Annotated in this window: 14 protein-coding genes and 4 pseudogenes; all 18 read left to right on the forward strand. The window is 36.1% G+C overall.

Features of this window, described 5'->3' with window-relative positions:
- The first annotated feature begins 6 nt into the window (after positions 1-6).
- Positions 7-1,454: pseudogene (locus tag AAGD65_RS02305) on the forward strand (ankyrin repeat domain-containing protein).
- Positions 1,451-3,274 (forward strand): annotated as a pseudogene (locus AAGD65_RS02310) (phage terminase large subunit family protein). The pseudogenes AAGD65_RS02305 and AAGD65_RS02310 overlap by 4 nt, the downstream one beginning before the upstream one ends.
- A 3-nt stretch (positions 3,275-3,277) precedes the next feature.
- Entirely contained in the window at positions 3,278-3,493 is a 216-nt protein-coding gene (gpW, locus tag AAGD65_RS02315; protein ID WP_264375738.1) for a gpW family protein, read from the forward strand.
- A 26-nt stretch (positions 3,494-3,519) separates the two neighbouring features.
- A complete protein-coding gene (locus AAGD65_RS02320; RefSeq protein ID WP_264375739.1) occupies positions 3,520-4,551 on the forward strand; it encodes a YhcG family protein in 1,032 nt (343 codons plus the stop codon).
- Positions 4,551-5,947, forward strand: a pseudogene (locus AAGD65_RS02325) (phage portal protein). Before AAGD65_RS02320 ends, AAGD65_RS02325 begins: the two are co-directional and overlap by 1 nt.
- Before the next feature lie 14 nt (positions 5,948-5,961).
- On the forward strand, positions 5,962-7,023 hold the full coding sequence (locus AAGD65_RS02330; RefSeq protein WP_341810980.1) for a S49 family peptidase: 1,062 nt from the start codon (positions 5,962-5,964) through the stop codon (positions 7,021-7,023).
- Positions 7,024-7,099: 76 nt separating this feature from the next.
- Positions 7,100-7,441: pseudogene (locus AAGD65_RS02335) on the forward strand (head decoration protein); the annotation flags it as partial.
- A gap of 56 nt (positions 7,442-7,497) precedes the next feature.
- Positions 7,498-8,502, forward strand: a complete 1,005-nt coding sequence (locus AAGD65_RS02340; RefSeq protein ID WP_264683235.1) for a major capsid protein — start codon at positions 7,498-7,500, stop codon at positions 8,500-8,502.
- Positions 8,503-8,585: 83 nt separating this feature from the next.
- Positions 8,586-8,891 carry a hypothetical protein gene (locus AAGD65_RS02345; RefSeq protein WP_052265018.1) on the forward strand — a complete coding sequence of 102 codons (306 nt, stop codon included), beginning with the start codon at positions 8,586-8,588 and terminating at the stop codon, positions 8,889-8,891.
- 1 nt (position 8,892) lies between these two features.
- Complete coding sequence (locus AAGD65_RS02350) at positions 8,893-9,408, forward strand: phage tail protein (RefSeq protein ID WP_264683234.1); 516 nt, start codon at positions 8,893-8,895, stop codon at positions 9,406-9,408.
- Positions 9,405-9,887 (forward strand): hypothetical protein, encoded by a 483-nt coding sequence (locus AAGD65_RS02355; RefSeq protein WP_264683233.1) that lies wholly within the window; start codon positions 9,405-9,407, stop codon positions 9,885-9,887. Before AAGD65_RS02350 ends, AAGD65_RS02355 begins: the two co-directional genes overlap by 4 nt.
- Positions 9,874-10,338, forward strand: coding sequence for a phage baseplate assembly protein V (locus tag AAGD65_RS02360; protein WP_264683232.1), 465 nt, complete (start codon positions 9,874-9,876; stop codon positions 10,336-10,338). Before AAGD65_RS02355 ends, AAGD65_RS02360 begins: the two co-directional genes overlap by 14 nt.
- Positions 10,335-10,589, forward strand: a complete 255-nt coding sequence (locus tag AAGD65_RS02365; protein ID WP_264683231.1) for a PAAR domain-containing protein — start codon at positions 10,335-10,337, stop codon at positions 10,587-10,589. Before AAGD65_RS02360 ends, AAGD65_RS02365 begins: the two co-directional genes overlap by 4 nt.
- A gap of 2 nt (positions 10,590-10,591) precedes the next feature.
- Positions 10,592-10,927: a GPW/gp25 family protein gene (locus AAGD65_RS02370; protein ID WP_264683230.1), complete on the forward strand. Its 336-nt coding sequence runs from the start codon at positions 10,592-10,594 to the stop codon at positions 10,925-10,927.
- A gap of 2 nt (positions 10,928-10,929) precedes the next feature.
- Entirely contained in the window at positions 10,930-11,721 is a 792-nt protein-coding gene (locus AAGD65_RS02375) for a baseplate J/gp47 family protein (RefSeq protein ID WP_264683229.1), read from the forward strand.
- A 162-nt stretch (positions 11,722-11,883) separates the two neighbouring features.
- Positions 11,884-12,633, forward strand: coding sequence for a hypothetical protein (locus AAGD65_RS02380; protein WP_264683228.1), 750 nt, complete (start codon positions 11,884-11,886; stop codon positions 12,631-12,633).
- A 104-nt stretch (positions 12,634-12,737) separates the two neighbouring features.
- Positions 12,738-13,904, forward strand: coding sequence for a phage tail protein (locus AAGD65_RS02385; RefSeq protein ID WP_264683227.1), 1,167 nt, complete (start codon positions 12,738-12,740; stop codon positions 13,902-13,904).
- A gap of 167 nt (positions 13,905-14,071) precedes the next feature.
- Positions 14,072-14,782 (forward strand): ankyrin repeat domain-containing protein, encoded by a 711-nt coding sequence (locus AAGD65_RS02390; RefSeq protein ID WP_264683271.1) that lies wholly within the window; start codon positions 14,072-14,074, stop codon positions 14,780-14,782.
- Positions 14,783-14,799: the final 17 nt, after the last annotated feature.

Here is a 14,799-nt window from a genome sequence, read left to right on the forward strand (position 1 = left end):
TATAAAATGTCTGCTCACTTAAGTTTAGAATTAATAAAGTGCCTCATTAATCAACCTGGATTAGATGTTAATGTTAGAGGATTAAATGGAAAGACACCACTACATTGCGCTATAGAGTTTAAGCATGGTGGATCTGCTACTTACGAAGAAGAACATTAATCCTTTTGTGGAAGATAATGATGGTAAAACATCTCTTCAAAGAAGGGAAAAAAGCAGAAATATTAAAAGCGCTAATTAATAATAAATACGGGTCAGAACAAGATAACTTACTTCATTTAGCTGCAATGATAGGTGAAGTTAATGCAGTTAGATATTTGATAGGAAAAGGTGTTGACGTTAACGTACGAAATGCTCTGCATCATACGCCATTACATCTAGCAGCAGGTATAGGACATGCAGAAGTTGTAAAGATTTTGATAAGAGAAGGAAACGCTGAAATAGATGTCTTTGATGCGCGAAATCAGACACCAATGCACTATGCAGTTAATAATAAAAAGTTGGAGATAGTAAAGTTACTGCTGAAGCTTGGAGCAGATGTGAATAGTGCACGCATGGGACAAAACTCAATGAAATTGTCACCTGTTCATATAGCTGTAAGTAATACTAATTACGATGAAAGAGATTTGTGTTTGGATATCCTCAAATGCTTAATAAGGGAGCCTAATGCTCAAGTCAATTTGCAAGACTACGAAAATAAAACACCACTACATTATGCTGAAAGACTGAAAACAATAGAAGTTTTACTAACGCGAGAAGATATAGACCCTCTGGTAAAAGACGATAGTGGCAAAACACCATTTGATTACGCTAAACCTGAGATAAAGAAGGCTTTGATAAGTAATAAATACGGTTCTGAAAAGAATAGTCTACTTCACTTAGCTGCACAAAGAGGAGAAATTGAGCTTGTAGAGTCTATTTTAAAAGAAAAAATTGATATTGATATTTCAAACAATAAAGGTCTATCACCGATTTACCTTGCTGCAGAAAAAGGACATTTACATGTAGTAAAATTACTACTGAAAAAAGGAGCAAACTATACACCTGTTCTGCACTTAGCAATCAAGTCAAATAATTTAGAATTGCTAAAAACTTTATTTAAAGAAAAGAGCATCAAATTACCAGATGAGATAGGCAGATCTGTACCAATTTATTATAGGTGTATAGAGCATAGAGATGCAAAAGTAAGAAAATACAATAGTGTGATCTGTGTTTTTACCTCAGTAAGTGCAGTAGCAATGGCAGCATATATAGGTTTAACAGCAGCCACAATAAGCAGTGCGATCATTTTTGCAACAATAACAGGAGTATTTGCGCTTGTTATAGCAATAATGCTAAGTGAGATGAGCAAAAGATATATAGAAAAGGAATTTCAGAAAAAGATGTTTATGGAGGAGTGTAGTTCTACTGTTAATGATATTCAGATAGAACCAATTATGAGTAGATGCAGACAATGATATACGCCACATCTTTTTCTGAAGGTTTAAAACCAGATCCAGAGCTTAAAGTATCAGAGTGGGCAAATGAGTATCGAGTTTTAGCAGCAACTGCAGCATCAGAGCCAGGAAAATGGAGAACAGAAAGAACGCCTTATTTAAAAGAGATCATGGATTCACTATCTCCGTCCTCGCCAGTAGAAAAAGTGGTATTCATGAAAGGAGCACAAATTGGAGGAACAGAAGCAGGTAACAATTGGATAGGCTATATCATCGATCAAACACCAGGGCCAATGCTAGTAGTACAGCCAACAGTTGAAATGGGAAAGCGTTGGTCGAAGGGAAGATTTGCACCACTGATTGAAAGCACACCATGTTTAAAAAGTAAAGTAAAAGACCCAAGATCAAGAGACTCGGGCAATACTGTGCAAAGCAAGGAGTTTCCAGGTGGAATAGTAGTAATAACTGGAGCAAATAGCAGTGTAGGACTTCGCTCTATGCCAGTAAAATACCTCTTTCTTGATGAAATAGATGCCTATCCAGGAGATTCAGGAGGTGAAGGAGATCCAGTTTTACTCAGCATAGCCCGTACTAATACATTTGCACGGCGAAAGATTTTTTTAGTATCAACACCAACGATTCATGGAATAAGCAGAATTGAGAAAGAATTTGAAGCAACAGATAAGAGATACTTTTTTGTACCATGTCCGTATTGTAATTACTATCAAGTATTAAAATGGCCACAAATTAAATGGGAAAACAACGACTCAAGAACAGCACATTATGTCTGCACTGAATGTAGAGGCAAAATAGAAAATCATCAAAAGACAGAGATGCTTGAGCGTGGAGAATGGAGGCCTACTAATAGAGTAAAAGGTGAGAAAAAAGGATTTCATCTTTCAAGTCTTTATAGTCCAGTTGGCTGGTATAGTTGGCAACAAGCAGTAGAGGATTTTCTTCATGCAAAAGAAAGTGAACAATTACTGAAGGTTTGGATAAATACCACGCTAGGAGAAACTTAGGTAGACAAAGGAGAAGTACCAGACTGGAAGCAATTATTTAACAGGAGAGAATTTTTTCCCGTAGGCACAGTACCTAAGAGAGAAGTGGTACTTACTGCAGGAGTAGATGTACAAAAAGATCGGTTAGAAGTAGAAGTTGTAGCATGGGGAAAAAGCCGTGAAAGTTGGTCAATAGACTACCGAGTATTTGAAGGAGACACAGGAAGTGGAGAAGTATGGAAAAAGCTTTCAGAGCTGTTAAATCATCATTTTATCGGTGAAAATGGGCTTGAATATATGATAAGTATGATGGCAGTTGATGCAGGATATGCAACACAGGAAGTTTACAACTGGGTAAGAGGTCATCAAGGATCTGGAAGAGTAATGGCAGTCAAAGGTGTAAATAAAGCACTAGTACCACTTAGCAGCCCAAGTAGAGTAGATATAACAGTTGGTGGTCAAAAGCTAAAAAGAGGAATAAAGCTCTGGCCAGTAGGAGTATCGATTTTAAAGTCAGAACTTTTTCAATTACTTAATGTTTTAAAGGACGGTGAAGAAGCTCCAGCAGGATACTGTCATTTTCCAGAGTATGCACCTGAATATTTTAAGCAGCTAACAGCAGAGCAATTAGTCAGCAAGGTAGTAAAAGGATACACTAAACAAGAGTGGCAAAAGGTAAGAGAAAGAAATGAAGTACTGGATTGCCGAATTTATGCGAGAGCAGCATCAATAGCACTGGGAATAGACAGATGGCCAGAGAGTAAATGGAATAGTTTAAGTGAAAAACCAGAAAGTAAAAAATCAAAGAAAATAGTCAAAAGCAAATGGATCAGCAAGTAATAAATGTATAACGAAGATTATTTAATTCAAGTCGAAGAAGCGATAAAGAAGCTGCAAAACGGAGAGCGAGTAGTATCAATTGCATATGGTGATCATGTGGTAAGATATGCTGAAGTAGATATAAATGATTTACTAAACTTAAGACAACGTATTAAAGCTGAGCTAAAGATTGCTGGAAAGAGGAAAATTGTTTTTTCAACGAGTAAGGGGATCATATAATAATAAAAATCGTTGAAAGGAACCATATGACAAAAATTGTAGCAAAAGAATATACAGAATTTTTAGAGCAGCTCAAAGAACAGATTGCTACTAGTCGTTATAAAGCAGCAAGGACAGTAAATAAAGAGCTGCTACTACTCTATCATTATATTGGAACGCAGATTCTAGAAAAACAAAAGAATCAAGGTTGGGGATCCAAAGTAATTGAGCAGTTAAGTAGAGACTTAAGGGCTGAGTTTCCAGAAATGAAAGGTTTTAGCACAAGGAATCTAAAATACATGAAGCAATTTGCAAGGGAATATCAAGATATTGAATTTGTGCAACAACTTGTTGCCCAATTGCCATGGGGACATAATGTATTTCTGATGGACTTAGTTCGGGACAAAGAAGCGAGGCTATTCTACATAAAAGAAGCTATAGCACATGGCTGGTCAAGAAACATCATGTTAATGCAGATTGAACTTGGGTTACATAAACGTCAGGGAAAAGCTATCACTAATTTTAAAGAGAAGCTACCTTTGCCTCAATCAGATTTAGCGCATTACACATTAAAGGATCCATATATTTTTGATTTTTTAAGTATAGGAAAGGATGCTCATGAAAGAGAAGTAGAAAAAGGGCTTGTAGGGCACATGGAGAAGTTTTTGCTAGAGCTAGGGGAAGGATTTGCATTTGTTGGTAGGCAGTTTCACTTAGATGTTGGTGATGAAGACTTCTTTGTTGATTTATTGTTTTACCATCTGAAATTACGTTGTTTTATAGTAATTGAATTGAAAGATAATAAGTTTAAACCAGAATACGCTGGTAAAATGAATTTCTACTTATCTGCAGTAGATAATTTACTCAAGCACTCAACAGATCAACCGTCTATAGGATTAATCCTATGTAAATCGAAAAATAACGTGCTTGCTGAGTATACATTGCAAGATATGACCAAACCGATAGGCCTTGCTGAATATCGAATAACTGAAAACCTACCAGAGGAGATAAAAACAGCGCTACCAACAATAGAAGAGCTAGAGGCTGAATTATTGAAAATTTCAGATAAGGAAAAGTAATGCTATTAAAGTCATTTAAACAATTATTTGGTAAGCCAAAAATCAAAAGTTCAGCCTGGGATGCATCTGGCTCAGGAAGAAGGGTAATGTATTGGCAAGGAGAAGCAGGAAGCATAAATAATTTACTCTCTCAAAGCCTTGAGCACCTGCGTAGTCGATCACGTGATATGGTGAGAAAAAATCCATATGCAGCAAATATCATTGATACGATAGTAAGTAACTCTATTGGAACAGGAATAAAACCGCAATCAAAAGCAAGAGATGGAGAATTTCGAAAGAAAGTGCAAGAGTTATGGCTAAAATGGACAGATGAAGCAGATAGCTGTGGAATAAGTGATTTTTATGGATTACAAGCTCTAGTATGCAGAAGTATGATAGAGGGAGGAGAATGTTTTGTACGCCTCCGAAATCGTAAACACGAAGATGGATCTTCTGTACCATTACAACTGCAAGTACTAGAATCAGAGCATTTGGACAATAAAACAAATCTAACTTTAGCAAATGGTAACATAATTCGTAATGGTATTGAGTTTAACAGGCTTGGTCAAAGAGAAGCTTATTACTTATTTAAAGAACACCCTGGTGAAAATACCTTTGGAGAGTCAGTAAGAGTACCAGCAAATGATGTTTTACATATTTATAGACCATTAAGACCTGAGAGGGGAACCTTGGCTTTCTAACGTGCTTTTGAAGCTTTACGAACTTGACCAGTATGATGATGCAGAATTAGTACGAAAAAAGACTGCTGCGATGTTTGCTGGATTTATTACCAGACTTGATCCAGAAGCAAGTATTTTAGGTGAAGGTGAAGCCAATGAGCATGGTGTAGCTTTATCAGGACTCGAGCCAGGAACCATGCAGCTACTTGATCCAGGAGAAGACATAAAATTTTCAGAGCCGTCTGATGTTGGAGGAAGTTATGAAGCATTCATGAGACAGCAACTGAGGGCAATAGCGATTGGCACAGGGATAACATACGAGCAACTAACAGGAAGGCGTTAATTATTCATCCATTCGAGCGGGATTAATAGAGTTTCGTCGTCGATGTGCTATGCTGCAACACAACATTATGGTATTTCAGTTTTGCAGACCAGTATGGAATAGATGGCTAGAGTTAGCAGTGCTTTGTGGAGAACTGAGTATAGATGAAAAAGTAGTAAAAGCAGCGAAAGAAGAAGTAAAATGGATACCACAGGGATTTGATTGGGTAGATCCACTAAAAGACCAGCAAGCACAGCAAATGGCAGTAAGAAATGGATTTAAGAGTCGCTCAGAAGTTGTTTCAGAATTGGGTTATGATGTAGAAGAAATTGACCAAGAAATAGCAGAAGATCAAAAACGTGCTGATTCTTTCAACCTTCTCTTTGATTCTGATGTCAGGACACAAACAAAATAAATCTCATTTACATTATGAAAATTTTACAAACTAACTGGATGTGCAAGCCGATGATGATAGAGCAAAAAAGCTTTGACCTGTTGTCGCTATATAACGGAAAACAACCTATCTTTAAAAATATAAAACATGCAGTAAATCAGAATATAGAAAAAACAGCAGTAATAGCAATACATGGAATTTTGACCAAAAAACCAGGAGCTTTTGATGATTTTCTAGGCATGACATCGTATGAGAAAATTCAAGAAGAAGTAGTAGAAGCATTATCAAACAAAGATATAGAAACTATTCTGCTTGATATAGATAGTCCAGGCGGAGAAGTAAACGGTTTATTCGACTTGGCTGATTTTATTTACGAATCAAGAGCAAAAAAGAGAATTGTGGCAATAGCAAATGATGATGCGTACTCTGCTGCATATGCTATAGCTTCTAGCGCTGAAAAGATTTTTCTCACCCGCACTTCAGGAGTTGGGAGTATAGGAGTAATAGCAAGTCATATAGATCAAAGTAGGTTTGATGAAAAGCAAGGTATTAAGTACACCACAATCTTTGCTGGTAGTCGAAAGAATGATTTAAACCCACATGAGCCAATGACGTCTGAAAGTCTGGGAAGCTTACAAAAAGAAGTAGGCCGACTATATGAAATGTTTTTGCAGCTAATAGCAAGAAACAGAGGTCTTTCAATGGAAAAGATTCGATCAACAGAAGCAGGGCTGTATTTTGGCGAGAAAGCAGTAGAAATAGGTCTTGCAGATGGAGTTACAACATTTTTTGAATTTATCAATAATCATAAAAGTAGGAGTGTTAGTATGACAACTAATGAGTTAACTGAGGAAGGCTACGAGAACTGTCGTAGAGAAATTTTAGAGATAATAAGATTATGTAATATATCAAAGATGCCAGAAAAGATAGGAGAATTTATTGAGCAAAGCGTAAGTGTTGAGCAAGCAAGGGAGGTTTTAATGGAATTACTTGCAGAAAGAACGAAGAAGACAGAGATACTGAGTGCAATACCACAGAATTCAGGAGAAGAATTGATGATGCAGGTAGCTAAAGCTAGAGCACAATCAAGTATTTAAGTTTTTTTATAACCGCCGCGTACAATAACTACAAACATGGCGGTAAAACTAAAGGAAAAAAAGGAGAAAAGAAAATATGACATGTATAACAGAACAAAATAATCTAGGTGACTTATTAAAGTATGAGGCATCAAGTTTATATTCAAGAGACCAAATAACAGTAGCCAAGGGACAAAATCTTAAACTTGGTACAGTAGTGGCTATCGATAAAGATAGCATGGTTAAGATAATAAATCCAACTGCCACAGATGGTACACAAACAGCGATAGGTGTAATAGCAAGCGATGTAAACGCAAAGGAAAATAGTAAAGGAGTAATTATTGCTCGTGGTGCAATGCTAGCTGATCATGCAGTTGTATGGCCAGCAAATATTACTGAAGAACAGAAAGCTACAGCAATAAAGCAACTTGAAGGACGAGATCCGCAAGGGAGCTTAAAAAAACTATTAAAAATACAAAAGGGGGAAAAGAAAAAATGCAAAATCCATTTACAAATACAGCATTTAGCATGACGGCACTAACAAATGCGATGAATATATTGCCGGTAAATTATGGACGAGTTGAAAATTTAAATTTATTTCCAAGTAGGTCAGTAAGATTTAGACATATTACCATAGAAGAACATAACGGAGTTTTAAGTTTACTACCAACGCAAGTTCCAGGGGCGCCAGCAACAGTAGGAAAAAGAGGAAAAAGAAAGGTAAGAACATTTACAATTCCACATATTCCGCATGATGATGTAGTACTGCCAGAGGAAGTACAGGGAATAAGAGCATTTGGATCAGAGAGTGAACTGAAAGCGCTGGCAGATGTAATAACTGACCATTTGCAGCTAATGAGAAATAAACATGCAATAACATTAGAGCATTTGCGAATGGGAGCGCTAAAAGGAATAATTTTAGATGCTGATGGGTCAGAATTATTAAATCTGTACAACGAATTTGAAATCACACCAAAAGTAGTAAATTTTGCACTAGGAACTGCAACAACTGATGTAAAGCGTAAGTGTATGGAAGTACTCCGGCATATAGAAGATAATCTAAGTGGTGAATATATGACCGGAATTCATGCCTTGGTAAGCCCTGAGTTTTTTGATGCACTAACTTCACATAGTAAAGTGAAAGAAGCATACGAGAGATGGCAAGAAGGAGCGGCGCTAAGAAATGATATGAGGTCAGGATTTACGTTTTGTGGTATAACATTTGAGGAATATAGAGGGCAAGCAACTGACCCTGAAGGAACGGTGAGAAGATTTATTGAGAAAGATACAGGGCACTGTTTTCCAGTAGGAACAGCGAGCACATTTACAACATATTTTGCACCAGCAGATTTTAATGAAACAGTAAATACACTAGGACAGCCACTCTATGCAAAACAAGAGCCAAGAAGATTTGATAGAGGGACTGATTTGCATACGCAGTCGAACCCTCTGCCAATGTGCCACCGTCCAGCGATACTAGTCAAGATCGTTGCAACATAGGTAGAGCAAATATAAAGCGGTGTGAGGCAGAAGAATGCTTTACCTCTTCTTAGCATATAAATGTTAGTATATAGCGGAGAAACGTGCAAGAGAATATTAAGAGATTATTTAAAGATTGTTTTGCCCATTTAGGAGAAGTGGCTTTATATAAATCAAAGGATAAGTCATATATGGTACAGGTATTAAAGCAACAGCCAGATAAATTATACGAGATTGGTGAAGGACAATTTGTGGGAGAGATGCTTTTTCTTGAGGTAAGCATTTTTGATATACTGAGGCCAATTGTAGGAGATATTTTTGTTATAGGTGATTGCAAATACAAAATACACACACCACCACTTAGAGATAAATCTGGAATGGTCTGGCGAATCGAAGCGTATGGGGTGTAAAATGTCTGTGCATATAGAAGTTAATAGTAATGAGGTAATAGAAAGTATAAATGCTAAAAGAAAAAAAATAGAATTAGCAATAGTGAGAGCGTTAAACAGAACAGCACTATGGCTAAAATTGAAGACAGCAAAAGAAATTAGTGAGGAAAAGAAGATAAAATTAAGTTTGATAAGAAAGAGATTAAGAATTTTTAAGGCAAAAACTAGCAGATTAGAAGTGTTAATTAGAGCAAATCTCTATGACATTAGAGCATCAACAATTGGTAAAATACAAAAAACAAGAAGAGGATCGAAAGTAGGAAAGCATGAGTTTATAGGAGGATTTGAAGCAGTTATGCCAAAAGGAAATAGCGGTATGTTTAAACGTGAAGGAAGAGCAGCATTGCCAATAAAGGAAGTAAAACTACCGCTGGAACCAGAAGGCTCAAGAATAATAAAAGACCTTGTTAATTATGAGAGTGAGAGAGAGTTTGAGAAATACTTTAAGCATGAGCTAAACTATATTTTAAAGATATGACAAAGTTCTGGACAGATTTACATCAAACAATTTGCAGCACACTGAAGGAAGAAATACCGTCTATACAGACATGTGAAATTTATCCATCGATAAGAAAAGAATTATTAGCGCCAGCGGTGTTTGTGGAACTAGCAAGTTTAGAACCAGGTAAAGATCCAGGTACTGAAGAATTAGCTCTGAAAGCAAGATTTGAGGCACGAATTGTGATTGATAGCACAATAGAAAATGCAGCTATTATTGTCAGAACATTAGCAGCAGAAGTAGCAAGAGTAGTAAATAAAAATACTTGGAACGTGGAAAATGTTTCGCCAGGAGAATTTATCTCTGCGGAAATTGACGGATTTAGGCCAGAATTAGATGCATATCTCGTGTGGATGGTTGAATGGGTGCATACAATACACGTAGGGCGATCTATTTGGAAAGAAGGAAAATTTATGCCACACAAAATAGAAATCGGTGAAATAAATGTTAGAAAATAATTTTGCAATTTCGGAACTACAGAGAAAAATGGCCAACATTGTTCGTATAGGAGTTGTAAAAGAAGTAGATTATGAGAAAGCAAAAGTAAGAGTGAAGATAGGAGAACTTTTAACAGATTTTCTTCCATGGATAACTTCTAGAGCAGGAGAGGAAAGAAGCTGGCTACCACCAAGCATAAATGAACAGGTAGTAATATTGTCACCATTGGGAGAGTTATCATTAGGAGTAGTACTTCCTGGAATATATCAACAGAAGTATGCTGCACCAGAGAATAAAAAAGAAATAAATAGTGTGAAGTTTCAGGATGGAACAAGATTGTTATATGATAAAGAGGAGCATCATTTAGAGATTGAAGTAGTAGACAAAATAACACTGAAAGTTGGGGGATCAAGTATAGAAATGACAAAAAGTGGAATAAAACTGAAAGCAGAAAGGATCGACTTAAATTGAACAAAGGAATAGTGAGGTTAGGAGACTGCTGTGGAGAAGCTATACCACATTTCTGCATTAGCGGAAGTAATAATGTTTTTGTAAACGGTAAGTCAATATGTAGACAAGGAGACAGTTTTAGTGAAGGAAAAGTAATGATTCAAGGATCAAAAACAGTGTTTGCAAATGGTCTTAGTGTAGGAAGAGTAGGAGATATAGTTTCATGTGGGTTTAAAGTAATAAAAGGCAGTGAAAGCGTCTTTGCAAAATAGAAATGAAGGGTATGGATGCTAAAACAGGAAAAACGTTAGAAGGAATAGAGCACTTAAAGCAGTCGATAATTGATATACTGACCACTCCTATTAAGAGTAGAATAATGAGAAGAGATTATGGATCAAGATTATTTGAGTTAGTAGATAAGCCAATAAATAGGGATTTAACTTTGGAAATTTACGCAGCAACTGCAGAAGCTTTGGAAAAATGGGAAAAAAGATTTAAGTTAGAAAAAGTAAAAATAACAGAAGTGAAAGAAGGAAAAGTAACGCTTGACCTAGAAGGATTGTACTTACCAAGTGGAAAAAATATTCGCTTTGATGGAGTTGTGGTATAAAGATGGAGCAGCCTAACATTATTGAGCCACTGAACTTCGAAGAAATTCTGTCTCGGATGAGGGAAGAGTTGGTGAAGCGTGACGCAAGTTTTACAGCATTAGTTGAAAGTGATCCAGCGATAAAGATTCTGGAGGTAGCAGCATGGCGAGAACTTTTACTCAGACAAAGGATAAACGAAGCTGTAAAGGGTAATTTACTTAAATTTGCAACGGGAGAAGATCTTGATAATTTGGCTGAGTTTTATGAAGTGGAAAGACAAAAAGGAGAAGATGATGAAAGATTTAGAAAGAGGGTAAAAGCAAAAATAGCAGGTTGGTCAACAGGAGGAAGTAAGGAATATTATAAATATCATGCACTGTCAGCAGATAGTAGAGTAAAAGATGCACTAGTGGAATCAACTATACCAGGGAAAGTACAAATTTCAATTTTATCAACACAAACTGGCATAGCGTTAGAAGAGCTACTTGAAATTGTAAAAAAGCAAGTTACTAGAGATGATATAAGGGTTTTAACCGATACGATAACAGTAATTGGTTGCAATATTACGGAAATAGATATCCACAGCAGAATGAGCATAAGTCCTTTAATATCAGAGGAAGAAATCAGGAAGCAGTTTATTGAGAAGTTTGAATTAGCAAAAAGATTAGGGTGGAATGTTACAAGATCATGGATAATAGCAAATTTATTTGTAGAGGGTGTAGAAAACGTAGAATTAATCGAGCCAAGAGAGGATGTTGTGGTGCTAGGTAATGAGTGTGCAGTTCTTAGTCATGTTAAATTAGAGGAAATATAGGATTTGAAACGTATTCTTTTACTAGCAAGCACTTTTAAGAAGTTCATAATATTTTTGAATATATTACATTAGCAGTAAATCAATTGACACGATATTACCTCAGATTATATTGTATGTGTGGAGAATACAAAACTTAAATAGGTAACATTAGGGGGTATTTTAATGGCACAGGAACAACAATCAAATGCAAACTTTTGCGGGGCTGTAGGCAGAGCACTACTTTTGCCATTACATGCAATAGTTTATGTGTTTAATCCATGTAATTGGTGTAATTCATCAGATAAGGTTAAAAGAGATGCAAGAGTTGCATTAAAAGAAGTGGTGGATGGCCATCCAAGGGTTTGTTTACACGCAGAAATGTTAAGAAGCAGTGCAGAGTTGGGCATGAAGATCTTGAAAGTTGGATCTGGATTTGTTGCGTTTTCAATACCCAGGTGCTTTTCAAGTAAACTGAAGCAGAAAGAAATTGACGATCTGCAAAGAGAACATCCCAACATCAAGCTTAGTAAGGAAGACAGAACAGCTATTATTGAGATTGATATTGTGGAAATTCAAAGAGGGTTGCATGGCAGAAAAGCTATTATTAACCAAGTTGCAAGCAGGATATGTTCAGACCTAAAAGCATTGACACGAGCTGGCATTGAAAAAGTATCATATGGTGATATGAAGCTCATTTACAGTATTGCAAAAGCGTTGCATGATAGCCATAACTATACTAGAAGCGAGGAGAAAGAGATATTCACAAAATCTGATGGTGCTATGATAATTTGCATTGCCAACAAAGGTATTGTATCTCTCGGTGGTAGAAATCATAGAATAGAAGATAATAAAAAAAACAGAGTATCTCTCAATGAGCCTGGAAGTAGTATGTCTAATGTAACGGCAAGCAGTTTTTACGTTAAGCAAATTTAGTAACAGATACACTTTTAATGAGGAAATTTCCGTACCAAGGTCAGAACTATCTCTTGTTTACTTATGTATCATATAAGCAAAAGAGTTAGAGCAAGAAAAAGCAAATGAAAAGTTTATTACCGCCAAACGCAACAAAGCAAGAAAAAGTGCTAGTAGAAGCAATCGACTACAAAGTTAATCCAAGTTGCATCAGGGAATTTAAATTTAGTCTCAAAGATGAAATACTGCCGTGGATAATAGAAGAATATGGTTTAGAAGAGATACTGCGTTGGGTAAAAGATAGAAGAAAAGCCGTAATAGAAGGAGTAAAATTTCAAAGACTGAGAGGAACTCCAGCATCACTCAAAATAGCACTAAAGTGGGCAAATATAGAAGATATTACAATTATCGAAGAGCCACCTGGTAAGCACTTCTTTGAGCTGCAAATTGGAATAAAAGATGTTCCAAATGACTTCTTCGTAGATGCAGTAGTAGAGCTGGCAAAACTATCACTGCCTGTAAGATCGCGGCTAATGAGGATTTTCAATGACCACTACAACGTTGACAGGTTTATTTTAGATGAGAGTGTATTTGGCAGCTTATTATCAGACTATTCAGGTAGAAAAGTTGAAAAAGATGGACCAGTATTATCGTTTGGAAGAGTAAATTTTTTTAAGTTTAGTGGTACATCAATTAAGGTTATAGAGAGTTATCTACGTAACCATTATGAGCAAGCATTTAGTAATGACATATATCGATTAGATGTAGCAGTACTTGGAGAAACAGAGCCTCACACAAAGGATTACAAAGGCATCTATGAAAGAAATCATCAGTGGTACAATTTAAAAGCACTATATCCATTACCACAGAGTTTATTACCAGAAATTAAGTTTGCGAAGGCGCAAGTTATATTATCGGACAGTTGGAACTTAGAAGAAATAAATGCGTGCTTTCCGGTTGGTAGCATAGAAGAAGAAGGAAATAAATTTTTATTAGGGAGTAGCAAACTATCTGAACAATTTTGGAATTTAAAACACAAGCCAATTCTGGAAAGATTCAGCATTATCCATAATTACAAAGTAGAAAATTATACTGATCAGAAGATCACAAAATATGTTTTAGCAGAACACAACGTTTACTATAAAAATGATTTGGATTCAGAGCAAAAAGACTCAATACACGAATTAGAAAAGCACATTTTAGTATTTTACCCGGGAGTACTGAAGTGGCATGAACATCGACATTTGCACAGAAGTTGGAAAAGTAGTCAAGTAATATCTCTAATGAGTTAAGCGCTTATATTTAGATCCTCATATATTATATTAATAATAGGTAAAAGTGTATGAAATAAAAAGAAAAAGACTTGCTTTCTCATGCTAAAAAGGACATGACTTGAATAGCAGCAGGTAAATATAAGAAATTTGTCTGGCGCTAGAAAAGCTAATTTTGTGAGGTAAGTATGAAGTTTAGCAAAGAATCTTTTAGTAAGTTTTTTAAAGAAGTATCAAGTAACGGATTTAAAAATATTAACAAAAAAAATGAAGAAGGAGAGACGATCTTGCATCAAGCATCCGATTACAAAACAGTGAGATTATTAATAAAAAAAGGAGCTGAGGTTAATGCAAGAGATAAGAATGGTTATACACCACTACACTGTGCAGTATTTGCGAAAAGCTTAGAAAATGTAAAAGTGCTGCTAATGTCGGGAGCAGAAGTAAATGCCACTCAATATGTCACTGGATGTACGCCACTGCACTCTGCGTGCAAAATAGGAGGAGCAGGAGTTGAAATAATAAAAGAGCTAGTAAAAGCAGGGGCTGAGGTTAATCAACTGAATAAATATGGTGCAACACCAATGTATTACATCTGGGAAAGTGAAAAGTATCGTCTATGTGATAGCAAAGAGAGTGAAAAGGCAAGTAAATTTTTGAGAGAAAAAGGAGGAATAACAAAAAGTAGAGAACTGACCTGCTATGGAATAGAGGGGCTAGTGGGAGAAATAGCAGACATGTTGAATGTAAGCTACATGCCGGAGCTAAAAATAATAGAGATAGGAGAAATAAGGAAGAGAGACAAATCACTGATAAAGGAAGAATGTCAAAATTTAGCAAGCAAGATAATGAGCCAAGTAAATGAGATGATAGATGAGGTGGTGAAAAGGAGGGCTTAAAATTCAAAGAAAAGGTG

Origin of the sequence: Wolbachia endosymbiont (group B) of Chesias legatella (assembly GCF_964026945.1) — a bacterium.
Lineage (GTDB): Bacteria > Pseudomonadota > Alphaproteobacteria > Rickettsiales > Anaplasmataceae > Wolbachia.